Here is a 26,330-nt window from a genome sequence, read left to right as displayed (position 1 = left end):
CGCGAAGCGCGGCGGGGGGGATTCATTTCAGGTCACCGGCGCCGGGTTGAACAGCACCAGTGCATTGTGCAGCTTCCACCGCTCGGCCCAGGTCTTTTGGCCACTCGCCACGTCCAGCAGCAGCTGGAACAGCTCGCAGCCCACGTCTTCGATGCTCGCCTCTCCGCTGGCGATGCGACCGGCGTTCACGTCCATCAAGTCGTGCCAGCGGCGCGCCAGGTCGTCGCGCGTGGCGACCTTGATGACAGGGCATTCGGCCAGGCCGTAGGGCGTGCCGCGGCCGGTGGTGAAGACGTGCAGGTTCATGCCGGCGGCCAGCTGCAGCGTGCCGCAGATGAAGTCGCTCGCCGGGGTGGCGGCGAAGATCAGGCCTTTCTGCTTGACCTTCTCGCCGGGCGCGATCACGCCGTGGATCGGGCCGGTGCCGCTCTTCACGATCGAGCCCATGGCCTTTTCCACGATGTTGGACAGGCCGCCCTTCTTGTTGCCGGGTGTGGTGTTGGCGCTGCGGTCCACCCGGCCCTTGTTCAGGTAAGCGTCGTACCAGGCCATCTCGCGCACCATGGCCTCGGCCACGTCGGGGCTGGCCGCGCGCGTGGTCAGCAGGTCGATGCCGTCGCGCACCTCGGTCACTTCCGAGAACATCACGGTGGCGCCGGCGCGCACCAGCAGGTCGGTCGCAAAGCCCACGGCCGGGTTGGCGGTGACGCCGGAAAACGCGTCGCTGCCACCGCACTGCACGCCCACCACCAGATCGGACGCTGGGCAGGTGGTGCGCTGGCGCCGGTTCAGGCGCTCCAGGTGCACGCGGGCTTGCCGGAGGATGGAATCGATCATCGACATGAAGCCGACGTGGGCCTCGTCCTGCAGCATGACCACATCGAGTTCGCTGTCTCGTTGATCGCTGATCGGAATCGATCCCGGCGGCAGCAGCCGCTCGGGCTGCAGCTTCTCGCAGCCCAGGCTGAGCACCATGACCTCGCCGCCGAAGTTGGGGTTGGACGAGATGTTGCGCAGGGTGCGGATGGGGATGATCGCGTCGGGCGCGTCGATGGCCACGCCGCAGCCATAGGTGTGTTCGAGACCGACCACGCCGTCCACGTTCGGGTAGAGCGGCAGCAGTTCGCTGCGGATGCGTTCGACCGCGAAGTCCAGCACGCCGGCCACGCACTGCACGGTGGTGGTGATGGCGAGCAGGTTGCGTGTGCCCACGCTGCCATCGGCGTTGCGGTAGCCCTGGAAGGTGTGGCCGGTCAGGGGCGGCAGTTCGGCCGGCGGGTTCGAGGCGGGCAGGCCTTCGAGCGAGCGCGCGGCCGGCATCACCAACCGCTGCTCGTTGACCCAGCCGCCTGCCGGGATGGCCACGCCGGTGTGGCCGATGACCACGTTGTAGCGCCGCACGGCGCTGCCCGCGGGCAGGTCCACCAGCGCGACCTTGTGGCCCTGGGGCACGGCCTCGACCAGCACCGGCCCGTCACCGGGGGCGGCGCCGGGTTTGAGCCCACCGTCGTTGACCACGATGGCCACGTTGTCGGCCGGGTGCATGCGGATGATGCGGGGAGAGGGGGAGGTGTTCATGGCCGAGGTTCCGGCGAAGGTGTCTGTTTCGAGGGTGCCGTGGAACCGGCTTTGCCGGGCCACAGGCATCGCCCCCTGGGGGGTGACGCGGAGCGGCGCGGGGGGGTTACCTCACCATACACGGGCGCTTGGGGTCGAACGCCCAGCCGGGGATCAGATATTGCATCGCGATCGCGTCGTCGCGCGCACCGAGCCCGTGTTGCACATACAGCGTGTGGGCTTTTTCCACCTCGGCCATGTCGATTTGAATGCCCAGGCCCGGCTTCTTCGGAACCTGCACGTAGCCGCCTTCGATCTTCAGCGGGTCTTTGGTCAGGCGCTGGCCGTCCTGCCAGATCCAGTGCGTGTCGATGGCCGTCACCTTGCCCGGTGCGGCGGCGCCGACGTGGGTGAACATGGCGAGCGAAATGTCGAAGTGGTTGTTGGAGTGCGAGCCCCAGGTCAGGCCCCAGTCGCGGCAGGTCTGCGCCACGCGCACGCTGCCGGCCATGGTCCAGAAGTGCGGGTCGGCCAGCGGAATGTCCACGCTCTGCAGCGCCAGCGAGTGGGCCAGCTGGCGCCAGTCGGTGGCGACCATGTTGGTGGCCGTGGGCAGGCCGGTGGCGCGGCGGAACTCGGCCATCACCTCGCGGCCGCTGAAACCGTCTTCGGCGCCACACGGGTCTTCGGCGTAGGCCACCACGCCGCGCATCTTCTGGCCCAGGCGGATTGCGTCTTTCAGCAGCCAGCCGCCGTTCGGGTCCAGCGTCACGCGGGCTTCAGGGAAGCGCTGATGCAAGGCCGTCACGGCTTCCACTTCTTCGTCGCCACTGAGCACACCGCCCTTGAGCTTGAAGTCCTGGAAGCCATAGCGCTTTTGCGCGGCCTCGGCCAGGCGCACCACGGCCTCGGGCGTCATGGCTTTCTCGTGGCGCAGGCGGCACCAGGCGTCGGCGTTGTCGGGTTCGCTGGCGTAGGGCAGGTCTGTTTTCAGGCGGTCGCCGACGAAGAACAGATAGCCCAGCATCTGCACCGCGTCGCGCTGCTGGCCTTCGCCCAGCAGGGCCGCGACCGGTACGCCCAGGTGTTGTCCCATCAGGTCCAGCAGGGCCGATTCCACGGCGGTGACGGCGTGGATGGTGGTGCGCAGGTCGAAGGTCTGCAGGCCACGCCCGCCGCTGTCGCGGTCGGCGAACTGCGTGCGCATGGCGTTCAGGATGGCCTGCAGGTTGCCGACGGTCTGGCCTTCAACCAGCGGGCGCGCCTCCTCCAGCGTCTGCCGGATCTTCTCGCCACCCGGCACCTCACCCAGACCGGTGTGGCCCGCGTTGTCGGTGACGATGACGAGGTTGCGCGTGAAAAACGGCGCATGCGCACCCGAGAGGTTGAGCAGCATGCCGTCGCGCCCCGCCACGGGGATCACACGCATGGACGAGACAACAGGGGCAGAAGAAGCACTCATAAGAAACCAGGAACGGTGGAGAGAAGGGAAGCGGACCTAGGGCGCCGCGGAACCGGCTCCGCCGGGCCGCCAGCGCCGCCCCCTGGGGGGTGACGCCGAAGGCGGCGCGGGGGGAGCCCTTTAATCCGCCTTTATGTTGCGGCTGGCAATCAGTTTCTGCCAGCGCGCGTACTCCGTGGCCTGGAAGGCGGCGAACTGCTCGGGGGTGTTGAGCACCAGTTCAAAGCCCAGCTCCAGCAGCTTGCCGTTGACCTGCGGGTCCTTGAAGGTGCTGACGATGGCCTCGTGCAGGCGTTTCTTCACGTCGGCCGGCAGACCCTTGGGCGCGGCCACGGCCTGCCAGGATTGCACGTTGGCATCCTTCACACCGCTTTCCTCCAGCGTGGGCACGTCGGGCAGCAGGGGCGAGCGCTTGGCGCTGGTGATGGCCAGGGCGCGCAGTTTGCCGGCCTTGATCTGCGGCATGGCGGTGTTGATGTTCATGAACGACGACTCCACCTGGTTGCCCAGCAGGTCGCTCATCACCGGGCCGCCACCCTTGTACGGCACGTGCACGCCGCTGGTGCCGGTCTGCTGCCAGAAGAGCTCCGCCGTCAGGTGGTCGCTGCTGCCGTTGCCCGACGAAGCAAACGTCATCTTGCCCGGGTTGGCCTTCACGTAGGCGATCACTTCGGCCACCGACTGGTGCGCCGAGGCCGCGGGCACCACCAGCACGTTGGGCGCCTGCACCACCACGGTGATGGTGTCGAAGTCCTTGAGCGCGTCGTAGTTCACCTTGAACAGGTGCGGTGCGATCACGAAGGGGCCCAGCGAAGAGACGAACAGGGTATGGCCGTCGGCTGGCGCGCGCGCCACGTGCGCCGCGCCGATGGTGCCGGTGGCACCGGCCTTGTTTTCCACCACCACCGTGGCGCCGCCGCCCAGCTTCCCGGGCAACTGGCCCGAGAGCGTACGCGCGATCAGGTCGGTGGAGCCACCGGGCGGGAAGGGCACGACGAGCGTGACCGGCTTGTCGGGCCAGGCGAAGGCGCTGAGGCTGGTGGCGGCGGCCACCAACAGGGTGATGACGGACTTTTTCATGGCGCTTGTCTCCAGTGGGTTGAGGAAATTCACTGCGGTCCCAGGGCGTCGATGAGCGCCTTGAGCTGTTCCAGTTCGACCGGCTTGAGCTCGGTCAGCGGCGCGCGCACCGGGCCGGCCGTGTGGCCCACCAGGGTGGCGCCGGCCTTGACGATGCTCACCGCGTAGCCTTGCGCCCGGTTGCGGATCTGCAGGTAGGGCATGAAAAACTGCCTGAGCAGCCTGTGTTGTGTGGCCATGTCGTCGCTGCGCACGGCCTCGTAGAAGTCCATCGCCGTGCGGGGGATGAAGTTGAAGACGGCGGACGAATACACGGGCGTGCCCAGCGCCTTGTAGGCCGCGGCGTAGACCTCGGCCGTGGGCAGGCCGCCCAGGTAGGCGAAGCGCTCGCCCATCTTCATGTGGATGCTGGACATGAGCTCGATGTCGCCCACGCCGTCCTTGAAACCGATCAGGTTGGGGCAGCGATCGGCCAGGATGGCCAGCGACTCGGGCGTGAGCTTGCAGACGTTGCGGTTGTAGACGATGACGCCGAACTTCACGCTCTTGCACACGGCTTCCACGTGGGCTATCAGGCCTTCCTGGCAGGCTTCGGTCAGGTAGTGCGGCAGCAGCAGGATGCCGTGGGCACCGGCCTTCTCGGCCGCCTGCGCGCACTGGATGGCGAAGCGCGTGGGGCCGCCCGCGCCCGCGATGATCGGCACCTTGCCGCGGCAGGTGTCCACCGCGGTCTGGATGATGCCGGGGTACTCGTCAGCGGTGAGCGAGAAGAACTCGCCCGTGCCTCCCGCGGCGAACAGCGCGGTGGCGCCGTAGGGGGCGAGCCACTCCAGGCGTTCGGCGTAGGCCCGGGCGTTGAAGTCGCCGTTGGCGTCGAAGTCGGTCAGCGGGAAGGACAGCAGTCCGGAGGACATGACTTGCTTGAGGTCTTGCGGGGTGTATTGCATGGTGCGTGCTTTCGTGTGAGTGAAAGAAATGGGGGACATCTCAATACCTCGGCTGCCGGCCGGTGAATGAGGGGTCGTACCGGCGCATCTGCGCCAGGTCGTCGCGGTTGCGGATGCTCGTGTTCAGGTAGTTGTCGTGCAGGCGGGCCAGGGCCTCACGGTCGATCCGCACGCCCAGGCCGGGTGTGGTCGTCACGCGCAGGCTGCCATCTTCAAAGCGCAGGCGCCCGCCTTGCACCACCTCGTCGTCCTGCCAGGGGTAGTGCGTGTCGCAGGCGTAGGAGAGCTGCGGCACCGAGGCGGCCAGGTGGGTCATGGCCATGAGGCTGATACCGAGGTGCGAGTTCGAGTGCATGGACAGGCCCAGGCCGAAGGTCTCGCACATCAGCGCCAGGCGTTGCGTGGCGCGCAGGCCGCCCCAGTAGTGGTGGTCACTCAGCACGATCTTCACCGGGCAGCCCATCTCGGCGTTGCGGCGGAATTCCTTCAGGTCGGTCACCACCATGTTGGTGGCCAGCGGCACCTCGCAGGCCTTCGCCACGGCGGCCATGCCGTCCAGCCCCGGGGCCGGGTCTTCGTAGTACTCCAGCACGCCGCGCAGCTGCTCCACCACCTGCAGGCTGGTGGGCACGCTCCAGTTGCCGTTGGGGTCGATGCGCAGCGGCGCACCCGGGAAGGCCTGGGCCAGGGCCAGCAGACCGGCCACTTCCTGCTCCGGCGGCAGCGCACCGGCCTTGAGCTTGATGCTCTTGAAGCCGTATTGGTCGATCATGCGGCGCGCCTGCGCCACCAGTTGCTCGGGCGTGAGCGCCTCGCCCCAGGGGTCGGGCGCGTAGGGTTGGTCGATGTGCTCGGCGTATTTGAAGAACAGGTAGGCGCTGAAGGGCACGGCCGGGCGCGCCGCGCCGCCCAGCAGGTCCACCACCGGCGCGTTCGCCAGCTGGCCTTGCAGGTCCATCATGGCGACTTCGAACGCGCTGATCACCTTGGCCACGGTCTTGGAAACGTGTGTGCCAGGCGCCAGCGAAATCTGCGTGCCCAGGAACTCCGAAGCGGTGGTCTGCTTCGGCGCCACGAGCGCGGCGACGCGGGTCTCCATCTCGTTGAGCGCCCAGGGCGAGAGCCCCGTGAGCGCGGGCGCGGCCTGGGCCAGCGCGTCGAGCATGGGCAGGTCGCCGTAGCTCTCGTTGATGCCGATGAGGCCCGAGTCGGTTTCGATCTCGATGATGGAGCGCAGGGCCCAGGGTTCGTGGATGCCGGCCGCGTTGAGCAGCGGCGGGTCGCGGAACGCGATGGGCGTCACGCGGACGTGGCGGATGGCGTGGGAGGTCATGACGGGTGTCCTCTCAGCGGCTCAGCACGGTCTGCGGCAGCCACAGCGACAGCGCCGGGACGTAGGTGACGGCAATCAGCACCAGCAGCAGGGCGCCGAAGAAGGGCAGCAGCGCCTTGACAACCTGTTCCATCGGCAGCTTGGCGACGGCGGCACCGACGAAGAGCACGCCGCCCACCGGGGGCGTGATCAGGCCGATGCCCAGGTTGACCATCATGATCATGCCGAAGTGCACCGGGTCCACGCCGATGCTGTTGATCACCGGCAGCAGGATCGGCGTGAGGATCAGGATCAGCGGCGCCATGTCCATCAGCGTGCCCAGCACCAGCAGCAGCACGTTGATGAGCGCGAGGATCACGTAGCGGTTGTCCGACAGCGCGGTCAGCGCGGTGGTGATCTGCAGCGGGATCTGCATCAGCGTCATGATGTAGCCGAAGCTTGCGGCAAAGGCGATCAGGATCATCACGATGGACAGCGTCTTCACCGTGCGGTGCACCAGCTTGGGCAGTTCGTTCCACCGGTAGTCGCGGTAGATGAACATCGTGACGAAGAAGGCCCAGAGCACGGCGATGGAGGCCGACTCGGTGGCGGTGAACACGCCGGAGAGGATGCCGCCCAGGATGATCACCATCGTCATCAGGCCCCAGAGCGCGTCGGCGCAGGTCTTGAGCGCCTGGCGCAGCGGGATCACGTCGCCCTTGGGGTAGTTGCGTTTGCGCGCCATGAACAGGCACATGATGGCCAGCGTCAGCCCCAGCAACAGGCCCGGCAGCACACCGGCGATGAACAGCGCCGCGATCGACACCGTGCCACCCGCGGCCAGCGAGTAGATCACCGCGTTGTGGCTGGGCGGGATCAGGATCGCCTGCACCGAGCCGCTTACCGTGACGGCGGTGGCGAAGTCGCGCGGGTAGCCCTTTTTCACCATTTCGGGAATCAGCACGGTGCCCACCGAAGCCGTGTCGGCCATGGACGAGCCCGAGATGGCGCCGAAGAAGGTGGAGGCCAGGATGTTCACGAGCGACAGGCCGCCGCGGATGAAACCCACCAGCACGTTGGCGAACGCCACCAGCCGGCGCGCCATGCCGCCCTCGGCCATGATGGCGCCGGCCAGCACGAAGAAGGGAATGGCCAGCAACGAGAACTTGTTGACGCCGTTGGCGATCGCGATCATCACCGCGTCCAGCGGGATGTCGATATACCAGGCGCCGATCAGGGCGGCCATGCCCATGGCGTAAGCCACGGGGGTGCCGATCAGGATCAGCACGAAGAAACTGCCGAGCAGGATGTAGGCTTCCATCACGCGGCTCCTGTTTCTGCGGCTTCGTGGTCGAAGGTGACCACGGCGCGGCGGCTCTGGTCACCCAGGAAGATGTGTTCCAGCACGAACAGCGCGGTCACGGCGCCACCGATGGGCACCGGCAGGTAGGTGAATCCCACCGGCATCCACGGCAGCTCGGGGATGGACTGGCCCCAGGTGCCGATGCACAGCTGCACGCCGTACCACAGCATGAAGAGGCTGATAGTCAGCATCAGCACATGCACCACGCCGCGCAGCGGGTGGCGCAGGCCTGCGGGCAGGCGGTCGGTGAGCATGGCGACGGCGATGTGGCCGCCCGCGCGGTAGCTCACCGCCGCGCCCAGGAAGGTGAACACCACCATGAGCAGGATCGAAATCGGCTCCGGCCATTGCGAGCCCGTGCCCAGCACGTAGCGCGAAAAGATGCCCCAGGGAATGAAGAGCGACATCAGAAAGATGCACGCCCCCGCGACCCAGATGCAGGCCAGGTAGATCAAGTCCAGGAAGCGCGAGAGAGGATGTCCGCTCGGTTGGTGGTGACTCATAAGAGCTTCAAGAAAAGAGGTGACAGGGCGAGCGTGTCCAGCACACACCACGGAACTGGCTTTGCCAGGCCGTAGGTGTGGTCCCCCCAACGGGGGGAAGCCGCGGCAGCGGCGCAGGGGGGTTACTTAACGGATGCGATGCGCTGCATCAGGTCCTGGAACTTGGCGCCGTACTTGGCGCGCACCGGTGCGGTGGCGTCGTAGAAGGGCTTGTTGTCGATGTTGATGAACTCGACGCCAGCGGCCTTGAGCTTGGCGGTGTATTCCTCCACGCTCTTGTCCCACAGCACGCGCTGCTCCATCTGCGCTTCGCGGGCCAGCTTCTTCACCAGCGCCTGGTCGGCCGGGGTCAGCTTGTCCCAGGTCACTTTGGACATCACCAGGATCTCGGGAATGATCAGGTGGTTGGTCTGGCTGTAGTACTTGGCCGGGGTGTTGTAGTGGTTGGCGGTGAAGTAGCTCGGCGGGTTGTTTTCCGCGCCGTCGATCACGCCGGTCTGCAGCGAGGTGAAGACCTCGCCATAGGCCATGGCGATGCCGTTGCCGCCCATGGCGTTCATGGTGTCCACGAACAGCGGGTTGCCCATCATGCGGACCTTCTGGCCCTTCAGATCGGCGGGGGTGCGCACCGGCTTCTTGGTGTAGAGGCTGCGCGCACCGCCGTCCATCCAGCCCAGGGCTACCAGGCGGGCCGGGCTGGCCGTCACCTTGGCCAGCAGCTCGTCGCCCACGGCGCCGTCGATCACCTTGCGCATGTGGGCCACGTCGCGGAACACGAAGGGCATGTTGAACACGTCCACCTCGGGCACCACCGGGCCGATCACGCCCAGCGAAATGCGGGCCATCTGGATCGCGCCCAGCTGCACCTGCTCCACGGCTTCCTTTTCCTGGCCGAGCACGGCGCCAGGGAACATCTGCACCTTGATGCGGCCTTGCGTGGCGGCTTCCAGTTTCTTGCCCATGTTGTCCACCGCGGCAACCGTGGGGTAGCCGGCGGGGTGGGTGTCGTGGGACTTGAGCACCATCTGGGCGTGGGCGCTCAGGGGCAGCAGGGCGGCCATGGCCATGCTCAGGATCAGTCGGCGATGCGTTTTCATGATGTCTCCGTTGGGTTTGAGTGAACGAGGTGAAGGCTGCCGCGCTTGCGTCAGACGACGCAGCGCGGCTCGTCCAGGCCCCTCAAGCCCGGACGCAGTGCGAACACGCCACCGGCCAACGGCTGGTCGGCGAGATCGCCGCCGGGCCGGATGGAGGTGACGAACAAGGTGTCGAGCCCGGCGCCGCCGAAGGCGCACATGGCCGGCTTTTTCACCGGCACGGGCAGCGAACGGTCGAGCCGGCCGTCGGGCGTGAAGCGGTGCACCAGGCCGGCGTCGTTGCCGCAGATCCAGTAGCCGCCCTCGGTGTCCACGGCCGCGCCATCGGGCCGGCCGGGCAGGGGCTTGAAGTCGATGAAGATGCGCCGGTTGTGGGGTGTGCCGGTGTGTGTGTCGTAGTCGAAGGCCCAGACGGTCTGCACCTGGGGGTGCGAGTCCGAGAGGTACATGGTCTTGCCGTCGGGGCTGAAGGCCAGGCCGTTGGGGGTGATGAAGCCGGTGTCCAGTCCGCGCAGCGCGTCTTGGCCATCCAGCGCGTACAAGGAACCCGAGGGCGCCGCGAGCGACATGTCGGCCACCATGGTGCCGGCGCGAAAGCGGCCCTGGCGGTCGCAGCGGCCGTCGTTGAAGCGCATGCCGGCCTGCGGGTGCGAGACGCGGGCGATCCACGCCTGAGCAACGCTGCCGTCGCCCTGCGGGGTGAGGCGGGCCACGCCGCTTTCCATGGCCGCGATCCACTGGCCATGGGGCAGGGCGTCGCTGCCGGCGGCCAGGGCGATGCAGCCGGTCTGCTCCGGCGTGGGCCACGAGCGCGCCGCGCCGGTGGTGGCGTTCCAGCACCACAGCAGCTTGCCTGGAATGTCCACCCACCACAGGCAGCCACGTGCGCCGTCCCAGACCGGGCTCTCGCCCACGCCGTTGCGCGCGTCCAGCACCAGTTCCGCTTGATGAGCGCTCATGGAAGATGTGCCTGTTCCAGCACACACCACGGAACTGGCTTTGCCAGGCCATAGGTGTGGTCCCCCTGGGAGGAAGACGCGAAGCGGCGCAGGGGGGAAGTCATGGTGTTGCTTTGACGAAGCCGCCGCCTTGGTAGATCGCGGCCGGGTCGTTCAGGTCGGGTGCGGGGGTGCGCGCAAACACCGCCTCGCGGAACACGTCCGAGCTGTCCTGCGGCACGTAGCCGATGTGGCGCGCGCGGCTGTTGTCCCACCAGGTCACGGCGTTGTCCGACATGCCGAACACGATGCTGTGGCCCAGAACCGGGGTGGACAGGCAGGCGCTGATGAGGCGGTGCAGGTCGTCAAAGCTCAGCCAGGTGGCGAGCATGCGGCGGTCGCGAGGCTCGGGGAACGAGGAGCCGATGCGCACGCAAGCGGTCTCGATGCCGTAGCGGTCGAAGTAGAAGCGCGAGAAGTCTTCGCCAAACGCCTTGCTCACGCCGTAGTAGCTGTCCGGCCGGGCTGGATGGTCGGCGGTGATGGTCTCGCTCTGTTTGTAGAAACCGGTCACGTGGTTGGAGCTGGCGAACACCACGCGCTTCACACCGTGCTTGCGGGCGGCTTCGTAGAGGTGGTAGACGCCCAGGATGTTGGCCTGCAGGATGGCCTCGAACGGCGCCTCCACCGAAATGCCGCCCAGGTGCACGATGGCGTCGCAGCCGGCCACCATGGCGTCCACCTCGACGGCGTTGGCCAGATCGGCCAGCACGATCTCTTCCCCCGGCAGGGCCTCGCCAAAGGCCGACTTGTCAGACAACCTCAGCACGGTGCAGTTCGCCTTGAGCCGCTCGCGCAGGGCCGTGCCCAAACCGCCCGCCGCCCCGGTGAGCAGCAGTCTGTGGTGGGTTTTCATAGGGGTTTCCATGGAGATCGGGAATTTTTCGAGAAGGGCTTGGACACGCGACCGGCGGTTTGCTACAGTTCACGGATCTTTCGTTGTCTGTCATACGTTGTCTGACAACTGGAACGAATTGTGTGAACCCGGGTGGGTCCTGTCAAGGAAAAAAGAATGCTCTCCGTGAAAACCCTAGGTGATGCCCTGATGCCGGCCGCCGCCGAGCCGGCGCCGGTGGCTCCGCGCCCGCGCCGCCCGCGCGGGCTGGTGCCCGAGATCGTCGAGGCGCTGGGCAGCGACATCCGTGAAAGCCGCCTGCGCCCCGGCGACAAGCTGCCCACCGAGTCCGAGCTGATGGGCCGTTTCGACGTGAGCCGCACCGTGGTGCGCGAAGCCATTTCGCGGCTGCAGGCCTCGGGCCTGGTGGAAACGCGCCACGGCATCGGCACCTTCGTGATGGCGCCGCGCGAGGAGCAGGCCAACTTCCGCATTGCCCCGGAAGACTTCGCCACCGTGGCCGACGTGGTCTCGCTGCTGGAGCTGCGCATCAGCCTGGAGAGCGAGGCCGCCAGCCTGGCCGCGCAGCGCCGCGACGACACCCACCTGCAGAACATGGCCACTGCGCTGGCGGCGTTTGAGCTGTCGATCCATGGCGACTCCGACGCCGTGCCTTCCGACTTCCAGTTCCACATGGAAGTGGCGCGCGCCACCGGCAACCGCCATTTCGCCGACCTCATGACCTACCTGGGCACCATGATCATTCCGCGCACCCGCGTCAACACCGCGAACAGCGCGCCCGAAGGCCGCCTGGCCTACCTGCAGCGGGTGCACCACGAACACGAGGCCATCTACCACGCGATCCGCGCACGCGACGCCGACGCCGCGCGCGCGGCCATGCGCACCCACCTCTCCAACAGCCGCGAGCGCCTGCGTCGCTCAAGGCCGGACGATTGATATGGACCACCCCCGCCGCGCTGCGCGCGACCCCCTCACCCTCGTTACCATCCTGCGTTCCGCTTTTTTTCTCTGACCCCATGACCACCCTGCTGCAATCCTTCAACGCGCGCACCGGCGCCCCCCATCCAGAAGCCCTGTCTGCCTCGTCCAGCCAGGACATCGACGACAGCGTGCGCGCCGCGCACCAGGCCTTTGAGGTGTGGGGCAGCAGCAGCGGGGCGCAGCGCGCTGCCCTGCTGCGCGCGCTGGCCGAAGCGCTCGAGGCCGACCGCGATGCCCTGGTGCCCTGGGCCGACCTGGAAACCGCGCTGGGTGCCGTGCGCCTGAGCGGTGAACTCGACCGCACCTGCTTCCAACTGCGCCGGTTCGCCGACCTGGCCGAGCGCGGCGTGCCCTTCGAAACCCTGGACGACCCCGCCGTGGCCGGCGCGCCGCCCGTGGGCCACCCGGCCATGGTGCGCCAGCGCGTGCCGCTGGGGCCGGTGGCCATGTTCGCTGCCAGCAACTTCCCGTTCGCGTTCTCCGTGCTCGGCGGCGACACCGCTTCGGCGCTGGCCGCGGGCTGCCCCGTGGTGGTGAAAGCCCACCCGGGCCACCCGCTGCTGTCGCGGCGCGTGTTCGGCCTGATCCAGCAGGTGCTCCAGGCGCAGGGCCTGCCCGCCGGGCTGGTGGGCATGGTGCAGGGGGCCGGTGTGGACGTGGGCGTGGCGCTGATCCGCCACCCGCTGATCGCCGCCGGCGCCTTCACCGGCTCCACGCGCGGTGGCGCGGCGCTGCAGGCCGAGGCCAACGCGCGCCCGCGCCCGATCCCGTTCTACGGCGAGCTCGGCTCCATCAACCCCGTGCTGGCCCTGCCCAAGGCACTCGCCGCCCGGGGCGCCGAACTGGCCACCACGCTGGCCGGCTCCATCGCGCTGGGCTGCGGCCAGTTCTGCACCAACCCGGGCCTGATCGTGCTGCTGGACGACCCCGAGTCCGACGCCTTCATCGAACAGCTCACCCGCGCCCTCGCGGCCCAGAAACCCCACCCCATGCTCACCGCCGGCATGAAGAGCGCGTTCGACGCCGGTGTGCGCCAGATGATGGACCAGGGCGCGCTCGCGTTGCTGGCGGCCCAGGGCGCCGCGCCCGCGCCGGGCCCGCACCTGCTGCAGGTGAGCGCGGCGCGCTTCATCGAACGCGCGGCCCTGCGCGAAGAGGTGTTCGGCCCGGCCAGCCTGATCGTGCGCGCGGCCAGCCAGGCCGAGCTGCTGGCGGTGCTGGCCGCGGTGGGCGGTAGCCTCACCGTGACGCTGTGGGGCGCGGACGACGACACCCCCGAGAACCAAGCCCTGGTGCGCGCGGCCACCGCCATCGCCGGGCGCGTGCTGTTCTCCGGCGTGCCCACCGGCGTGGCCGTGACCGCCGCCCAGCAGCACGGCGGCCCTTGGCCAGCGTCCAGCGCCCCCATGACCACCTCGGTGGGCGACGCCGCGCTCGACCGCTTCCTGCGCCCGATCTGCCTGCAGGATGCCCCCGCCTGGCTGCTCGCGCGCCACGGCGTGCCCTGCTGAGCGGCCCCCCCCCAGCGCGTACGCTGCCCAGGCGCCCAACGGGGCGCCTTTTTTGTTGTCTAAAAAATTAGTATTGACTAATTGATGAGTAATGGCTAATATTTTTCCCATGCCAGAACCCGCCGCCATCAATGCCGTCATGCGCACCCTCGCCGACCCGACCCGGCGGGCCGTGTTCGAGCGCATCGTCGGCTCGCAGGAGATCACCGTGGCCGAGCTGACGCGGGGAAGCGGCGTCACGCAGGGCGCGATCTCCCAGCACCTCAAGTCCCTGAAGCAGGCCGGCCTGGTGGCCGAGCGGCCCGAGGGGCGCAACGTCTTCTACCGAGCCGAGCCGAACGGGCTCGCGCCGCTTGTGGACTGGATGAGCCATTACGGCGTCTTCTGGCGCGAGCGCTTCACCCACCTGCGCACCCTTTTGAAGGAGATCGATCCATGAACGACGCCGCCCTGACACCGCAAACCCAGGACATCGTGGTCGACGAAGTCCTGCCCCACACGCCGGCCACCCTCTGGAAGACCCTGACCAGCAGCGAGCTGATGGGCCGCTGGCTGATGGTGCCCACGGGCTTCGAGCCGGTGAAGGGCAAGGCATTCACCTTCCAGACCACACCGGCCGGCGCGTGGGACGGGGTCATCCACCTGCAGGTGCTGGACGTGGTGTCCAACGAACGCCTGGTCTACAGCTGGAAGGGCGGGCACGAGACCAACGCGGGCTATGGCGCGCCCCTGGACACCGTGGTCACCTGGACCCTGACGCCCGTGGCGGGCGGCACGCGCCTTCGCCTCGTGCACGCCGGCTTCGTTCCCCGAAAGAACGACGTGGCCTTCCAGAAGATGAGCGAGGGCTGGAAGCACGTGGTGCACAACGTGGACACGCTGTCGCGCGAGCTGCACTGAAAAACTCTCAGCCTCTGACCCATCCCCCCACGTTCACCGCCTGGAAAGGACCAACCCATGAACCAGCCCTACACCGGCGGATGCGCCTGCGGCGCCATCCGTTATGAAATCCCGGACGAACCGGTGTTCTCCAACCACTGCCAGTGCCGCGACTGCCAGCGCAAGAGCGGCACCGGACACGGGTCTTACCTGACCTTCCCCTCCAGGGAGCGGGTGACGCTCCAGGGCGAGGCCCGCGAATGGGCGGTCGTGGCCGACAGCGGCAACGTGAAGCACCAGGCCTTCTGCCCCCACTGCGGCTCGCCGGTCTACCTGAGGTTTGCCGCCATGCCGGGCATCTTCACGGTCCACGCCGCCAGCTTGGACGACCCCGCGCGCTTCCAACCCCAGCTGGCGACCTATGGTGTGAGCGGCCTGCCCTGGGACCGGCTCGACCCGGCGCTGCCTGTAGTCGACAAGATGCCACCCATGTGAACCGGCGTGCGGCTGGGCAGCCGCTGCTGCTCGGCCAGCACGAGATGGGCGCAGTGGCGGCTGAACATCAAGTGGCGGGAGGGATCGGCGAGTCTTTCGGTGCCAGAATGAGCGCCAGCGGCCCGATGGAGCGAACCGATCAGCCGAAAACAACATCAGGAGGGCTCAGCGCCATGGCAATCTATAAGATCCTGCTTATGCGTCAGCCAATGGCTGGCGATGAGGTTCTTTCACAGCTCAAACGTCGGGCGTCATGAAATTCATTTCATCGCGGGGATTTCGCTTTTTCATATTCGCCTTGGGAATGGCATTCTCTGCCGTGTTGGCAGGAGCAGTCTATCAATCCGAAAGAACGGCGGCAGATTTAACTACGTTCCCACCTCCAGGGTGCATGATTCCAGTGAATGGTGTGAATTTTCACCTTAACTGCATGGGCTCCGGTGTTCCAACGCTCATTCTTGAAGCAGGACTTGGGGAAAGCTCTTTGAGTTGGTATCCGGTTCAATCCAGGCTTGCGCAGCACATGCGCGTTTGCTCCTATGATCGTCCTGGACCTGGCTGGAGTGATCTGATAGATAGCCCAATCGAGCCTGAGCATGTAGCCAAAAACCTGCATGCATTGTTGAATAGAGCGGACATTCCTCCGCCTTATGTCTTGGTTGGTCATTCCCGTGGCGGAATATATGTTCGCGCTTTCTATCATCAGTTTCCTGAAGAGACGCAGGGCCTCGTTCTTGTTGATTCGGCCCATGAACAAGGCCCCATGCATCAGTATCACCATGCCGCTTGGGACTATCGGAAACAGGCCGTGCTCATTGCCGTTGCCGAGCCATTGGCACGTGTCGGTCTCGTTAGGTTGATGGGGGTTGCCAATGCCGACCAGCATCCTTCTCCTCTGCCAGCTGAAGTTCTGATGGCGAAAACGGCTGTCCAGAACCGCACCGATACCGCTCGTGCGGTTGTCAATGAAATTACCGTCATGCGCCGCGGGCTTGATCCATCCACACCTCCTCCTGGCAGCTTAGGCGCGCTTCCCTTATTGACCCTGACCGCTGGCAATCTTATAGATCCAAAGCTGGTCGAGCGTGAAGCGGAGAGATTGGGCAAGAATATTGAAGCGGAAAAGGAGCTTGCCCGAATTAAACAGGCTGAGCAGAATGATCTGGCCCTCCTATCCAGCAAATCACTTCATATCATTGTCAGGAACAGTGGGCACTTCATCATGCATGATCAAGCTGATGAGTTTGTCAGTGCTGTGAGCGAATTTTTGAAACCCCTTGCTCTGAAACCGGGCACTGAAAACTTGGTCCATCATTCCACCGGCTCCGGGCAAAAAGCTGCACGGACCGTTGAACTGAAGCGTTAGGGGATGTCTGCAAGACCTCCCGCTGCCACAAAAAGTACGACGTTGGCGCCATGAAAAAAAAGAGCCTGAGCGAGAGCGGATTCGAGCGCAATACCAAGAGGACGAGCAAGCGCGAGGTCCTCAACGTACAGCAGTGGTTCAACCGCTCCGCCACGGTGCGCCGTCGGCCCGCGGTCGAACATCCGTTTCGTGTGATCCAGCGCCACTTCAAACATGTGAAAGTGGGCTACCGGGGGCCGATCAAGAACACGGTGCAACTCCATCCACTGTTCGCGCTGTCCAACCTTTGGATGGCCCGCCGAATGCTCTTGCAGGAGTTCAGTGCATGAGTGCCCCGAATACGGCAATAGGGATGCAGCACAAGGGGGCATTGGCCTTGAAACGCCAGACGAAGCCCAGAATTCACCGGCGTCTGAAATTGCACACCTCAACTCACGCGTCGACGGGTGTGCGCAGACCTTCCTCCGCTCCCTAGAATCGAATTTCATGCTTTGAAGTAATCAAAGTAGATGAAATCAACTTATTAACCGCGCATCAAAGACTTGACGTTTCATGAATGAATTTTTCGTGCTGAAAAAACAAGGTTTGCTTAAAATCTTAAACATATTAATGTTTGCCTTGCTGCTCGTAAATACAGCATTTCTATTTTGGTATGTCTTTGTTGGTTATCAAGCCAACTTCCATTCAGACAGCGCGGCAAAGGTGCTATTGGCCAGAGAGATATATGAAACCAAAAGCTATTTCCCAAGAGAATGGAATCACGTCAATAGCGATTTATTTGTCGTCTTTGGGCATATATTTATAATACCTTTGCTGGCATTCATGCCGGCAGGATTTACCGCCCACGCAATTTCCGGTGCTGTATTTTCTGGTCTGATTCTGCATGGTGTCTGGCTGTTAACCGGCCTTGCCCCAATATCAGCTTGGCGCAGAATAGCAGTAGTAGCGGTATTTGCATCCGGTATCTCCAGCATCATTGCTGAAAATTTATACGGTCAAGTCAGCTACGGCGTGGTCCTGCTTCTTTGCTGTTATTTGGTTTATTTTGCTTCAAAGTATCTATCTTCCAATGACACGAAAAAACTTAGATGGTCCTTGCTGCTGGTCATCCTGTTTTCATTGGTCTATTGGGCCAATCCGAAGCGCGCAGTTGTCACATACAGTCTTCCGCTTTTTATTTCCCTGGCTTGGTTGATTTCATCAAGCGCCGCTTCCAATTGGCGCAGTTTTTTTAAACTTGCTGGTCTTGGATTGATCGGTGCGGCAGTTGGGAGCGTGTTGCATATGGCGACCATCTCAGACGTTAATAATATAGTGGGCGTATCCAATGCTCGTTGGCTATCGTATGAGCTCATTATAAGAAATGTCACACTAAGCTTGAAAGGCGTGTATGCCCAACTTGGAGGACTGCCTCTGACGGATGCACCTCTATTTTCTATAGGAGGTCTTTATGCTGGCATGCGTTTTGGCGTTGCGAGCTTGGTCCTAGTGCTGATGCCAATAGCAATATCGAGAGCGGTGAGTAATCGCAGCGACACCCTGAAATTCTTCGCTTTATTCGCGGCTTCCTCCTTATTGCTCACGTTGTACCTTCAGATCATGACGACGATTCCGGATATGAACGATCCTATCCAGAGTTCGCGGTATATGGTTCCCGGCATGATGTTATGTTTCATTATCTTATTGGTGTCTGAATTGCGATGGTCTAGTCCACCAATTTGGATGATATCCATTTCACTGGTGCTGCTCGTCTTTGCGTCAAGTGCTTACAATACGTATCGCCTGGCCACTTTAAACTCTGAGACCCTTGCTCAGCCAGGGCAAATTAATCCTCGCAAAAAAAGTCTGGTCGCTTTTCTGTCTGAAAAGAATCTGCGTTATGGCTATGCGAGCTATTGGAATGCAGGTGCATTAACCGTAATTTCCAATGAAAAATCCAAAGTTCGCCAGATTCGGTTAAATAATGGCTTGCCAATACCAATGAGGCATCTGTCATCCGATCGATGGTACCGTCCTGCGGTTTGGCAGGGAAAGACTTTTTTATTGCTTCGTGAAAACGAAGTTGAATTGGTGAATTGGCGGCTGATGGAGCAGTTGGGTGTAATGTACGAAGAATTGCATCGCATAGATGGATTCCTAATATTTGTTTTTCCCGTGAACATTGCGCGCCTCCTCCCAGGATGGGACACTCGCTACGAAGAGCTCAGCAGATTTCCTCTAACCGAGCGCGCGCTCAAAAATGTCGGCCATCTGCAGAAGCAGGACGCAGGGAAAGGTTACATACTGATCGCAAATAGAGGTGAGGTGGGCGCATTGCACTACGGCCCATACTTACCGGTGAAACCGGGTAGGTATAGAGTTACTTTTGATGTGCTTGCAGACCATAATCCGGATGGGGCTGTGCGAATTGATGTTGCCGGAGGATTGGATCAAAAGATATTTGGGGAGAAGTTTTTATTGGAAAGTGACGCGCCTCAAGAGATTGTTTTTACGCTTGAAGAAGAGAATACCCTGGAGTTTCGTGTGTGGGCTTTAGGGACTGAGCATGTGACCTTTAGGGGCTACGCCATTCAACGACTTCCTGATTAACCCGGTCTTGTGACAGGATGCGTAGCCTTTTACTTATTAATCAAAGATATTGGCTCCAGTCAATTTCCGACAAAATGTTGACAGAAACACGCATTGACTTATCTCTTGATGCATCCTGAGTGTCTGAAAAATTACTGCCACTACCATTAGAGTCACTCTGTGATTTCTGACTTTTAAAAGTGAAGGATGAGTTTTGAGAAAAGTTGCCGTCGTTCAGTCCAACTACATCCCCTGGAAGGGCTATTTCGACATGATCGCCGCTGTGGATGAGTTCATTCTCTACGACGACATGCAATATACAAAGCGCGACTGGCGCAACCGGAATCTGATTAAAACACCCCAAGGTGTTCAATGGCTCACCGTTCCTGTACTGGTAAAGGGGAAATTTCACCAGAAGATCTGCGACACCGAAATCGACGGTGCCGAGTGGGCGACCACGCATTGGAAGGCACTGGTGCAGAACTATCGTCGCGCGCCCTGCTTCACTGAAATTGCCGCATGGTTAGAGCCCATTTACGCTGAAGGACTCTTTACCCACATTTCACAACTGAACCGTCATCTTATCGAAGCCATCTGCAAGTATCTGGAAATCAAGACCACGATCAAGAATTCGTGGGACTACACATTGCCGGACGGAAAGACAGAGCGTCTTGCTGGTCTCTGTGCACAGGCGGGGGGTACGGAGTACATCTCTGGTCCAGCGGCTAAAGAATATATAGAGGAAGAGATTTTTACCGAGAAAGGGATCAAACTCACTTGGTTTGATTATTCAGGTTACTCGGAATATCCTCAACTTTGGGGTGAATTTTCGCATGGTGTTACGATCCTTGATCTGCTATTCAACTGTGGCAATGATTCTCCAAAATATATGAGGTACGTACGATGAAGCTGTCAATCGTTGCAACGCTTTACCAATCGGCCCCCTATATTCATACGTTTTACCGGAGGGCAAGCGCTGCTGCACAGCAGTTGGTTCAAGATGATTACGAAATTGTATTCGTCAACGATGGCTCACCGGATGCCAGTCTGGAGTTGGCTGTAGAACTTGCTCAAAGTGACGCACGTGTTGTCGTCGTCGATTTGTCGCGCAACTTCGGTCATCATAAAGCAATGATGACTGGTTTGGCACAGTCTAGAGGTCAGCGTGTATTTCTGATAGATAGCGATCTCGAGGAAGAGCCCGAGTGGTTGAATCCATTCAGCCAGCAGATGCAGAATGAAGGATGCGATGTGATCTATGGCGTCCAGGGAGAGCGCAAAGGCGACGCATTTGAACGCCTAACGGGCCGTGCCTACTACAAACTGTTCCGCATGCTGACCGGCATCAATCAGCCCAACAACATCGTCACTGCCCGGCTCATGACCCGGCGGTATGTGCAAGCCTTGCTGAGCCACCAGGAACGAGACCTGAACATTGGTGGTCTTTGGATCATCACGGGGTTCAAACAATCGACGCAGAACGTTCGCAAGCACTCTACCAGTCCGACCACCTATACCTTGTCGGGAAAATTCAGCCACCTGATCAATGCAATAACCTCTTTCAGCAGCCTGCCACTCGTCTATACGTTTTATTCGGGCTTGCTTATTTCGGCTTCTGCGTTACTGTTCATTGCATATCTTTTTATTCGCTACTTCTTCATCTCAGCGCCGCCTGGCGGCTACACCTCACTTATTGCATCTGTCTGGCTGTTTGCTGGATTGATCATTTTCTTCCTGGGGGTGCAGGGCATATATATTTCCAAGATCTTCTCTGAGGTGAAACAACGCCCCTACACCATCATTCGTCAGATCTACCGAAGCGCATCTGAAACGGAGTGATCACATGACGACGGACATCAACTCCATCCCTGATGCAAGCTACGGAGCGCTTCTGCTGGACAAGCCTGCATCTGAACTGGATGAGATTGCCGAACAGGTCGGGCGGCTCGGCGATGCCACTCTCAGCTCTGGCTATTCCTCAGACGAACTGGCGCACCCGATCGAAGCGTTCAACCCGACTCGGGATGAATATGTGCAAACGTACAACGAAACACGTCTGCGAAGCGCCTATGAATTCCACACGCTCCGGGCATCGCCCATGCATGTTGATTCCGTTTTCATGCGTCTGGGCACAAACCAACAGATCAAGATCGCCGACAACTTGGATGCCAAGCGACTGCCCCCAAGCCAAAGAGAGTGCCCGGACCTGAACTACCAGGAGCCTCTTTTGATGGAGCCATATCTGTCCACTCGCGACCAGAAGAAGTACAGATACTCCGGGAGCACGATATGAGTCACGACACGAACACGACCATCCTCTCAGAGGTCGCGAGCTACTACACCGACAAGCTGGCACAGCACGGTGAGACACCGGGCGGAGTGGACTGGAATGGCACAGAGAGTCAGATGCTACGCTTTGAACAACTGAGCAAGGTCCTGCCAGCCTCGGTCGACTTCTCCTTGAATGATCTGGGATGCGGTTATGGCGCCTTACTGGACTACCTTCAGAGCAAGCAGCGGTCTTGCAGATACCTGGGGGTTGATGTCTCCCCCGACATGATTCGGGCGGCCGGTCGACGGCATGCTGCCACCCCGCTAAGCCGGTTCCTTACCGCCACGGAGCCGGATCAGGTTGCCGATTACGGTGTCGCCAGCGGCATCTTCAATGTGCGGCTGGGGCGAACAGATGCCGAATGGTATGACCACTTGCAGCGCACACTGGATGTCCTGGATCGGACGAGCATGCTTGGATTCTCGTTCAATTGCCTGACCTCCTATTCCGACGAGGACAAGAAGCGCGATTACCTCTACTACGCTGACCCTTGCCGATTATTCGACTTGTGCAAGCGACGCTATGCCAAGCAAGTTGCGCTGCTGCACGATTACGGGTTGTATGAGTTCACCATCTTGGTCAGGAAAACGCCATGAAAAAGTCACTTGTAATCTTCGGTTCTGGTGATATCGCACAACTGGCGCATTATTATTTCAGCACTGACTCTGAATATGAAGTGATCGCCTTCACTGTCGATGCAAGCTACATCCAAGCACCCGAATTTTGTGGGCTGCCTGTTGTTGCATTTGAGGATGTTGCCGACAAATATCCACCGGAAAGCTGTGCTTTTTTTGTTGCGTTGAGCTATTCAAAGCTGAATGCCATTCGCAAGGAGAAGTTTCTTGCGGCAAAAGAAAAAGGATATCGGCTTGTGAGCTACATAAGCTCTCGTGCATCAGTGCTAAATAATGGGTGCATCGGAGAAAACTGCTTTATTCTGGAGGACAACACGATTCAACCATTTGTAAAGATTGGCAATAATGTGACCATGTGGAGTGGCAATCATATTGGTCATCACTCAGTTATTCATGATCACTCCTTCATTGCGTCGCATGTGGTCGTCTCAGGCGGTGTGCTAATTGGCGAGCAATGTTTTATTGGAGTGAATGCCACGCTCCGAGATCACATCAAAGTTGGTGGTCGCTGTGTGGTTGGTGCTGGGTCTTTGTTGCTCGGCGATGCTGAGCCAGAGGGCGTGTACATTGGTGTGGCCACCGAACGTTCAAAGGTTCCTAGTGGAAGGCTAAGAGGTATATGACCCAATACTGGAAAAAGCTAGGTCAACTTTATGATCCAACTTTAAAGGCTCAGCATCCAAAACTGAACTCACATGCGGCAAATCCTTTGGCCGTCCACATGGGAAATGATGTTTACCGTGTGTTTTTCAGTGGGCGCGATGAAAACAATCGCTCATCTGTCGGTGCGGTCGATGTCGACATCGTCCAGCGGAAAGTGATCGTTGAGCATTACCATCCGTTTTTTGAACATGGACCCATCGGTAGTTTTTTTGCTGATGGAGTGAGTATTGGCAACTGTTACGAAGTGGATGATATTCGATACATGTTGTTCATGGGATGGCAAGCCCCTGTAAATGGACATTGGCGTGGTGATATCGGCCGGCTGATCGTGACCCCAGCGCTCTCTCTAGAGCTGGAAAATCCAGAGCCTTTCATGGGCAACGATTCAACTGATCCGATCAGTTTGTCCTATCCTTGGGTGCTGGAAAAACCACTGGGCGGCTTCAATATGTGGTACGGATCCACGCGAGCTTGGGACGCGGGAAATGGCGAGATGTTGCACATCATCCAGCATGCGTCTTCTGATGACGGTCATCACTGGCATCGGCGCGGTTTGGCTGTGCCGTACGAGCTTGGACGTGCTCAGGCCTTTTCAAGGCCTACCGTCATGACGTGCAAGCAGGGCGGTTTTGAAATGTGGTTCTCTTACCGAAGCGGATCAGGAGAAAAATACCGCATCGGCTATGCCAAAAGCACCGACGGATTGAGCTGGACACTCGATCTGGAGATGGCAGGGATCTCGGTTTCAGACAGTGGCTGGGATTCCGAAATGATTGAGTATCCTTTTGTGTTTGATCATGCCGGAGTTCGATACATGATTTACAACGGCAATGGATATGGGAAAACTGGCTTTGGCTTGGCTGTCATGGAGAATGATTGATGGCACGAATTGTTGATCATTTTTTTATTTTTGCCACCATAATTTTCACCGTTTATAGCCAGCTTGTGATGCGTTGGCAAGTCATGGCTGCTGGTCCATTACCCGTTGATACATCCGGTAAGGCAAGTTATGTTATCAACTTATTATTTACCCCTTGGGTGCTTTCCGGGATAGTTGCAACATTTTTGGCAGGCGTTTCGTGGATGCTTGCAATGACCAAATTTGAAATCAGCTATGCCTATCCTTTTGTGAGCTTGAACTATATTTTGGTTTTGGTTGCAGCATTCTTCTTGTTCAACGAGACCTTGAGTGTGACCAAGTTGATTGGCAGTGCTTTGGTCGTTGTTGGGGTTGTCGTGATTTCGAGAGGTTGAAAATGGGGCAAATTACAAACGGCGTTAGGGCCGTGCTTTCAGTGCCTATCATCTATGATTCGTTTCAAAAAATCATGGGGGCTCATGAATCGCGTCGAGAGCTAACTGATGAATTTATTCGCCCTGAGGCCGGGTTTCGAATATTGGATATTGGTTCCGGGACTTCGGAAATTCTTCGTTACCTTCCGGACAACATTGAATACTGGGGTTTCGATATAAGCCCAGAATACGTTTTGGCAGCCAAAGAGAAGTATGGCGCACGGGGCCATTTTCATAGTGGCTTGCTTAGTGAATCGATATTGGCTGATTTACCCAGGTTTGACACGGTGCTGGCGTTGGGTATTTTGCACCACTTGAATGACGGACAGGCTAAGGAGCTTTTTTCTCTGGCATACACAGCTCTTAAGGACAGTGGGCGATTGATTTCCATTGATCCATGTTTTGCTGACAAGCAAAGCGCAATAGCGCACTACCTGATATCAAAAGATCGTGGGCAGAACGTTCGTGATGCAGAAGCGTACGAACTTCTTGCGATGAGCTCATTTGCGCGTGTTGAAGGAAAACTGCGCCATCGCAAGTGGATTCCCTACACACACTGGATCATGGAGTGCGCTAAGTGATTGCTCCTTTCAACAGGCCGTACATGACAGGCAAGGAGCTTTGGTACATTGCCCAAGCTCATGCCGCAGGCCATCTTTCCGGTGATGGCCAGTTTACCAAGCGCTGCTCTCAATGGTTGGAGCAACGAATGGGGAGTGAAAAGGCTTTGCTCACCCATTCCTGTACAGCGGCTCTTGAAATGGCGGCGATGCTCGCGAATCTTGGGCCGGGGGATGAGGTAATCATGCCTTCCTACACGTTTGTTTCCACTGCAAACGCCTTTGTTTTACGGGGTGCAACACCTGTGTTTGTCGATATTCGTTCAGATACTTTGAATATTGACGAGACGTTGATCGAGGCAGCCATCACACCTCGCACCAAGGCCATTGTGCCGGTGCACTACGCGGGTGTGGCGTGCGAGATGGACACAATCATGGATATCGCGCGGCGTCATGAGCTCCTCGTGATTGAGGACGCAGCGCAGGGGATCATGTCATTTTACAAAGGGCAGCCGCTTGGGTCGATCGGGCATCTTGGTTGCCTGAGCTTTCACGAGACCAAGAACATCATTTCGGGAGAAGGCGGCGCTTTGCTGATCAACGATATCGAATTTGTGGAGAGGGCCGAAATCATCCGCGAGAAGGGCACGAACCGCAGCCAGTTTTTCCGCGGGCAGGTGGACAAGTACACATGGTGCGACATTGGATCGAGCTTTTTACCCGGTGAGTTGATCACCGCGTTTCTGTGGGCACAGATGGAGGCGGCTGACGACATCAACCAGAGGCGCTTGGCATTGTGGCAGCGGTATCACGATGCCCTTGCGCCATTTGAACGAGCCGGCCTGGCCAGGCGTCCCGTCGTGCCGACCCATTGCCAGCACAATGCCCACATGTACTACTTGTTGTTGCCTGATTTGGCTGCACGTACCCGTTTTATCGAGAAACTCAAGGCAAAAGGTATAGGGACGGTGTTTCACTATGTTCCCCTCCACTCCGCGCCGGCATGTACGGCGTATGGAAGGGCTCATGGCAATATGCACCACACTGATTCGCTGTCTGACAGACTTGTGCGTTTACCGCTTTGGATGGGGCTGGAAGAGCACTTTAACGAAGTGATATTTGAGGTTGGGAATGTTCTGGATGGTATTGGTGCGCGGTGATTTTTTTGCAGAGTAGAGGTCGTACTTTTCATGCAAAAAGAAGCAAGACTGGCTGCGCGCTGTCGCGTGTACCACACTCTCCGCCATTCGCACCGAAACCGCCGCCAGCACGCAGGAGCGTCGCCTGTGGTCGGTCCAGTACCACCTCACATGTTGCACTTGGCCTGGGCTTTCATGCTCGGTGGCGAGTGGTCCAAAGGATGGCCGCTCAGGCAGCGCAGGAGCCAGGTCCGTGCGCGCCAGCCCGGTTCAATACAGCGAATGCATCGGCTCCACGACCGGTAGCGCGTACTCCCTCCCGATGAGGGCGCGGGCGCCCAGGTAGGCGTTCTTCAAGCGTTCGGAAAGGTCGTCCAGGTGCACTTCGCCGTGGGCGTCGCACGGCACGGAAACGCCGCGGCCAGGATGGAACAAGGATGCGAAGAGCAAGTGGTGTTCGCATGAGCTCGATGGGGCGGTCATATCGGTCTCCTGTACTGAGCGGCTACCCTTGATTCACCGGGGTCCGTACCCATTGCCACGGGCCTCGTTTGCCTTCAGTCGCTCGGTCAAGGCACAACTGAATTTTCGGCATCCTCGCGCGCCGCCAAACCGCAGAAAGCGCCGCCGAATTCCGGCTTTTCTGGCGTTCTCGCGCAGCCCACGCGACGGGCGGTTCACCGCCTGGTCCGCGTTTGTTTGTCAGCGCACAGACACGGGTCGGCCGGGCCGT

Annotated in this window: 28 protein-coding genes; 17 read left to right on the top strand and 11 right to left on the bottom strand. The window is 60.6% G+C overall.

Annotated elements, in window-relative coordinates; genetic code table 11:
* Positions 1 to 27: 27 nt before the first annotated feature.
* The 10 genes from garD to HTA01S_RS16110 form a co-directional block, all read right to left on the bottom strand.
* Positions 28 to 1,578 (bottom strand): galactarate dehydratase, encoded by a 1,551-nt coding sequence (gene garD, locus HTA01S_RS16155; protein WP_068173723.1) that lies wholly within the window; start codon positions 1,576 to 1,578, stop codon positions 28 to 30.
* 106 nt (positions 1,579 to 1,684) lie between these two features.
* On the bottom strand, positions 1,685 to 3,019 hold the full coding sequence (gene gudD / locus HTA01S_RS16150) for a glucarate dehydratase (RefSeq protein WP_068173722.1): 1,335 nt from the start codon (positions 3,017 to 3,019) through the stop codon (positions 1,685 to 1,687).
* 120 nt (positions 3,020 to 3,139) lie between these two features.
* Positions 3,140 to 4,099, bottom strand: coding sequence for a Bug family tripartite tricarboxylate transporter substrate binding protein (locus HTA01S_RS16145; protein WP_068173720.1), 960 nt, complete (start codon positions 4,097 to 4,099; stop codon positions 3,140 to 3,142).
* A 29-nt stretch (positions 4,100 to 4,128) separates the two neighbouring features.
* Complete coding sequence (gene kdgD, locus HTA01S_RS16140) at positions 4,129 to 5,046, bottom strand: 5-dehydro-4-deoxyglucarate dehydratase (protein WP_068173718.1); 918 nt, start codon at positions 5,044 to 5,046, stop codon at positions 4,129 to 4,131.
* A 40-nt stretch (positions 5,047 to 5,086) separates the two neighbouring features.
* Complete coding sequence (locus tag HTA01S_RS16135) at positions 5,087 to 6,379, bottom strand: glucarate dehydratase family protein (RefSeq protein WP_068173716.1); 1,293 nt, start codon at positions 6,377 to 6,379, stop codon at positions 5,087 to 5,089.
* A 13-nt stretch (positions 6,380 to 6,392) separates the two neighbouring features.
* Positions 6,393 to 7,679, bottom strand: coding sequence for a TRAP transporter large permease (locus HTA01S_RS16130; protein ID WP_068173714.1), 1,287 nt, complete (start codon positions 7,677 to 7,679; stop codon positions 6,393 to 6,395).
* Positions 7,679 to 8,224, bottom strand: a complete 546-nt coding sequence (locus tag HTA01S_RS16125) for a TRAP transporter small permease (RefSeq protein WP_068173711.1) — start codon at positions 8,222 to 8,224, stop codon at positions 7,679 to 7,681. Before HTA01S_RS16125 ends, HTA01S_RS16130 begins: the two co-directional genes overlap by 1 nt.
* A 122-nt stretch (positions 8,225 to 8,346) precedes the next feature.
* Positions 8,347 to 9,321 (bottom strand): TRAP transporter substrate-binding protein, encoded by a 975-nt coding sequence (locus tag HTA01S_RS16120; RefSeq protein ID WP_068173709.1) that lies wholly within the window; start codon positions 9,319 to 9,321, stop codon positions 8,347 to 8,349.
* A 50-nt stretch (positions 9,322 to 9,371) separates the two neighbouring features.
* Entirely contained in the window at positions 9,372 to 10,280 is a 909-nt protein-coding gene (locus tag HTA01S_RS16115) for an SMP-30/gluconolactonase/LRE family protein (RefSeq protein ID WP_068173707.1), read from the bottom strand.
* 100 nt (positions 10,281 to 10,380) lie between these two features.
* Positions 10,381 to 11,175, bottom strand: coding sequence for an NAD-dependent epimerase/dehydratase family protein (locus HTA01S_RS16110; RefSeq protein WP_084236158.1), 795 nt, complete (start codon positions 11,173 to 11,175; stop codon positions 10,381 to 10,383).
* A 156-nt stretch (positions 11,176 to 11,331) separates the two neighbouring features.
* Here HTA01S_RS16110 and HTA01S_RS16105 point away from each other — a divergent pair, with 156 nt between their 5' ends.
* From HTA01S_RS16105 to rffA, 17 genes are all read left to right on the top strand, one after another.
* Positions 11,332 to 12,111: a FadR/GntR family transcriptional regulator gene (locus tag HTA01S_RS16105; RefSeq protein WP_407656117.1), complete on the top strand. Its 780-nt coding sequence runs from the start codon at positions 11,332 to 11,334 to the stop codon at positions 12,109 to 12,111.
* 80 nt (positions 12,112 to 12,191) lie between these two features.
* Positions 12,192 to 13,667: an aldehyde dehydrogenase (NADP(+)) gene (locus tag HTA01S_RS16100; RefSeq protein ID WP_068173703.1), complete on the top strand. Its 1,476-nt coding sequence runs from the start codon at positions 12,192 to 12,194 to the stop codon at positions 13,665 to 13,667.
* Between the two features lie 109 nt (positions 13,668 to 13,776).
* On the top strand, positions 13,777 to 14,106 hold the full coding sequence (locus tag HTA01S_RS16095) for an ArsR/SmtB family transcription factor (protein WP_068173701.1): 330 nt from the start codon (positions 13,777 to 13,779) through the stop codon (positions 14,104 to 14,106).
* Positions 14,103 to 14,567, top strand: coding sequence for an SRPBCC family protein (locus HTA01S_RS16090; protein WP_068173699.1), 465 nt, complete (start codon positions 14,103 to 14,105; stop codon positions 14,565 to 14,567). The genes HTA01S_RS16095 and HTA01S_RS16090 overlap by 4 nt, the downstream gene beginning before the upstream one ends.
* A gap of 57 nt (positions 14,568 to 14,624) precedes the next feature.
* The gene (locus HTA01S_RS16085; protein WP_068173697.1) at positions 14,625 to 15,041 is read left to right on the top strand and encodes a GFA family protein; all 417 of its coding nucleotides are present in this window, start codon (positions 14,625 to 14,627) and stop codon (positions 15,039 to 15,041) included.
* Positions 15,042 to 15,294: 253 nt separating this feature from the next.
* On the top strand, positions 15,295 to 16,407 hold the full coding sequence (locus HTA01S_RS24805) for an alpha/beta fold hydrolase (protein ID WP_084236157.1): 1,113 nt from the start codon (positions 15,295 to 15,297) through the stop codon (positions 16,405 to 16,407).
* 50 nt (positions 16,408 to 16,457) lie between these two features.
* Positions 16,458 to 16,736: a transposase gene (locus tag HTA01S_RS26290; protein ID WP_068173693.1), complete on the top strand. Its 279-nt coding sequence runs from the start codon at positions 16,458 to 16,460 to the stop codon at positions 16,734 to 16,736.
* Positions 16,737 to 16,959: 223 nt separating this feature from the next.
* A complete protein-coding gene (locus tag HTA01S_RS25340) occupies positions 16,960 to 18,996 on the top strand; it encodes a hypothetical protein (RefSeq protein WP_157572137.1) in 2,037 nt (678 codons plus the stop codon).
* 193 nt (positions 18,997 to 19,189) lie between these two features.
* Complete coding sequence (locus HTA01S_RS16070; protein ID WP_068173691.1) at positions 19,190 to 19,882, top strand: WbqC family protein; 693 nt, start codon at positions 19,190 to 19,192, stop codon at positions 19,880 to 19,882.
* On the top strand, positions 19,879 to 20,814 hold the full coding sequence (locus tag HTA01S_RS16065; RefSeq protein WP_068173688.1) for a glycosyltransferase family 2 protein: 936 nt from the start codon (positions 19,879 to 19,881) through the stop codon (positions 20,812 to 20,814). The genes HTA01S_RS16070 and HTA01S_RS16065 overlap by 4 nt, the downstream gene beginning before the upstream one ends.
* A 4-nt stretch (positions 20,815 to 20,818) precedes the next feature.
* Complete coding sequence (locus HTA01S_RS16060; RefSeq protein WP_068173687.1) at positions 20,819 to 21,268, top strand: hypothetical protein; 450 nt, start codon at positions 20,819 to 20,821, stop codon at positions 21,266 to 21,268.
* The gene (locus HTA01S_RS16055) at positions 21,265 to 21,903 is read left to right on the top strand and encodes a class I SAM-dependent methyltransferase (protein WP_068173685.1); all 639 of its coding nucleotides are present in this window, start codon (positions 21,265 to 21,267) and stop codon (positions 21,901 to 21,903) included. The genes HTA01S_RS16060 and HTA01S_RS16055 overlap by 4 nt, the downstream gene beginning before the upstream one ends.
* On the top strand, positions 21,900 to 22,565 hold the full coding sequence (locus HTA01S_RS24800) for an acetyltransferase (protein ID WP_084236156.1): 666 nt from the start codon (positions 21,900 to 21,902) through the stop codon (positions 22,563 to 22,565). Before HTA01S_RS16055 ends, HTA01S_RS24800 begins: the two co-directional genes overlap by 4 nt.
* The gene (locus tag HTA01S_RS24795) at positions 22,562 to 23,485 is read left to right on the top strand and encodes a glycoside hydrolase family protein (protein WP_084236155.1); all 924 of its coding nucleotides are present in this window, start codon (positions 22,562 to 22,564) and stop codon (positions 23,483 to 23,485) included. Before HTA01S_RS24800 ends, HTA01S_RS24795 begins: the two co-directional genes overlap by 4 nt.
* On the top strand, positions 23,485 to 23,859 hold the full coding sequence (locus tag HTA01S_RS24790; RefSeq protein WP_084236154.1) for an EamA family transporter: 375 nt from the start codon (positions 23,485 to 23,487) through the stop codon (positions 23,857 to 23,859). The genes HTA01S_RS24795 and HTA01S_RS24790 overlap by 1 nt, the downstream gene beginning before the upstream one ends.
* Positions 23,860 to 23,891: 32 nt before the next feature.
* A complete protein-coding gene (locus HTA01S_RS24785; protein WP_245638103.1) occupies positions 23,892 to 24,479 on the top strand; it encodes a class I SAM-dependent methyltransferase in 588 nt (195 codons plus the stop codon).
* Positions 24,479 to 25,618 carry a dTDP-4-amino-4,6-dideoxygalactose transaminase gene (gene rffA / locus HTA01S_RS16050; protein WP_084236173.1) on the top strand — a complete coding sequence of 380 codons (1,140 nt, stop codon included), beginning with the start codon at positions 24,479 to 24,481 and terminating at the stop codon, positions 25,616 to 25,618. Before HTA01S_RS24785 ends, rffA begins: the two co-directional genes overlap by 1 nt.
* A 249-nt stretch (positions 25,619 to 25,867) precedes the next feature.
* On the opposite strand, the gene HTA01S_RS16045 is transcribed toward rffA, so the two are convergent.
* Positions 25,868 to 26,080 carry a hypothetical protein gene (locus HTA01S_RS16045; RefSeq protein WP_068173681.1) on the bottom strand — a complete coding sequence of 71 codons (213 nt, stop codon included), beginning with the start codon at positions 26,078 to 26,080 and terminating at the stop codon, positions 25,868 to 25,870.
* Between the last annotated feature and the right edge of the window lie 250 nt (positions 26,081 to 26,330).

Origin of the sequence: Hydrogenophaga taeniospiralis CCUG 15921 (assembly GCF_001592305.1) — a bacterium.
GTDB classification, from domain to species: Bacteria; Pseudomonadota; Gammaproteobacteria; order Burkholderiales; family Burkholderiaceae_C; genus Hydrogenophaga; species Hydrogenophaga taeniospiralis.
The sequence above is the reverse complement of the archived record's forward strand: the minus strand, read 5'-3'. Positions and strand labels throughout refer to the sequence as shown.

What these genes read in the sequence shown, in the direction of transcription:
- HTA01S_RS16130 (WP_068173714.1), bottom strand. Translation starts at nt 7,679, where the DNA reads ATGGAAGCCTACATCCTGCTCGGCAGTTTCTTCGTGCTGATCCTGATC.
- HTA01S_RS16105 (WP_407656117.1), top strand. Translation starts at nt 11,332, where the DNA reads ATGCTCTCCGTGAAAACCCTAGGTGATGCCCTGATGCCGGCCGCCGCC.
- HTA01S_RS24805 (WP_084236157.1), top strand. Translation starts at nt 15,295, where the DNA reads ATGAAATTCATTTCATCGCGGGGATTTCGCTTTTTCATATTCGCCTTG.
- HTA01S_RS16065 (WP_068173688.1), top strand. Translation starts at nt 19,879, where the DNA reads ATGAAGCTGTCAATCGTTGCAACGCTTTACCAATCGGCCCCCTATATT.
- HTA01S_RS16045 (WP_068173681.1), bottom strand. Translation starts at nt 26,080, where the DNA reads ATGACCGCCCCATCGAGCTCATGCGAACACCACTTGCTCTTCGCATCC.
- HTA01S_RS26290 (WP_068173693.1), top strand. Translation starts at nt 16,458, where the DNA reads ATGAAAAAAAAGAGCCTGAGCGAGAGCGGATTCGAGCGCAATACCAAG.
- HTA01S_RS16115 (WP_068173707.1), bottom strand. Translation starts at nt 10,280, where the DNA reads ATGAGCGCTCATCAAGCGGAACTGGTGCTGGACGCGCGCAACGGCGTG.
- kdgD (WP_068173718.1), bottom strand. Translation starts at nt 5,046, where the DNA reads ATGCAATACACCCCGCAAGACCTCAAGCAAGTCATGTCCTCCGGACTG.
- HTA01S_RS16055 (WP_068173685.1), top strand. Translation starts at nt 21,265, where the DNA reads ATGAGTCACGACACGAACACGACCATCCTCTCAGAGGTCGCGAGCTAC.
- HTA01S_RS16095 (WP_068173701.1), top strand. Translation starts at nt 13,777, where the DNA reads ATGCCAGAACCCGCCGCCATCAATGCCGTCATGCGCACCCTCGCCGAC.
- HTA01S_RS16125 (WP_068173711.1), bottom strand. Translation starts at nt 8,224, where the DNA reads ATGAGTCACCACCAACCGAGCGGACATCCTCTCTCGCGCTTCCTGGAC.
- HTA01S_RS16120 (WP_068173709.1), bottom strand. Translation starts at nt 9,321, where the DNA reads ATGAAAACGCATCGCCGACTGATCCTGAGCATGGCCATGGCCGCCCTG.
- gudD (WP_068173722.1), bottom strand. Translation starts at nt 3,019, where the DNA reads ATGAGTGCTTCTTCTGCCCCTGTTGTCTCGTCCATGCGTGTGATCCCC.
- HTA01S_RS16060 (WP_068173687.1), top strand. Translation starts at nt 20,819, where the DNA reads ATGACGACGGACATCAACTCCATCCCTGATGCAAGCTACGGAGCGCTT.
- HTA01S_RS16100 (WP_068173703.1), top strand. Translation starts at nt 12,192, where the DNA reads ATGACCACCCTGCTGCAATCCTTCAACGCGCGCACCGGCGCCCCCCAT.
- HTA01S_RS16110 (WP_084236158.1), bottom strand. Translation starts at nt 11,175, where the DNA reads ATGAAAACCCACCACAGACTGCTGCTCACCGGGGCGGCGGGCGGTTTG.
- HTA01S_RS16135 (WP_068173716.1), bottom strand. Translation starts at nt 6,379, where the DNA reads ATGACCTCCCACGCCATCCGCCACGTCCGCGTGACGCCCATCGCGTTC.
- HTA01S_RS16085 (WP_068173697.1), top strand. Translation starts at nt 14,625, where the DNA reads ATGAACCAGCCCTACACCGGCGGATGCGCCTGCGGCGCCATCCGTTAT.
- HTA01S_RS24800 (WP_084236156.1), top strand. Translation starts at nt 21,900, where the DNA reads ATGAAAAAGTCACTTGTAATCTTCGGTTCTGGTGATATCGCACAACTG.
- HTA01S_RS24795 (WP_084236155.1), top strand. Translation starts at nt 22,562, where the DNA reads ATGACCCAATACTGGAAAAAGCTAGGTCAACTTTATGATCCAACTTTA.
- garD (WP_068173723.1), bottom strand. Translation starts at nt 1,578, where the DNA reads ATGAACACCTCCCCCTCTCCCCGCATCATCCGCATGCACCCGGCCGAC.
- HTA01S_RS16090 (WP_068173699.1), top strand. Translation starts at nt 14,103, where the DNA reads ATGAACGACGCCGCCCTGACACCGCAAACCCAGGACATCGTGGTCGAC.
- HTA01S_RS25340 (WP_157572137.1), top strand. Translation starts at nt 16,960, where the DNA reads ATGAATGAATTTTTCGTGCTGAAAAAACAAGGTTTGCTTAAAATCTTA.
- HTA01S_RS16145 (WP_068173720.1), bottom strand. Translation starts at nt 4,099, where the DNA reads ATGAAAAAGTCCGTCATCACCCTGTTGGTGGCCGCCGCCACCAGCCTC.
- HTA01S_RS24790 (WP_084236154.1), top strand. Translation starts at nt 23,485, where the DNA reads ATGGCACGAATTGTTGATCATTTTTTTATTTTTGCCACCATAATTTTC.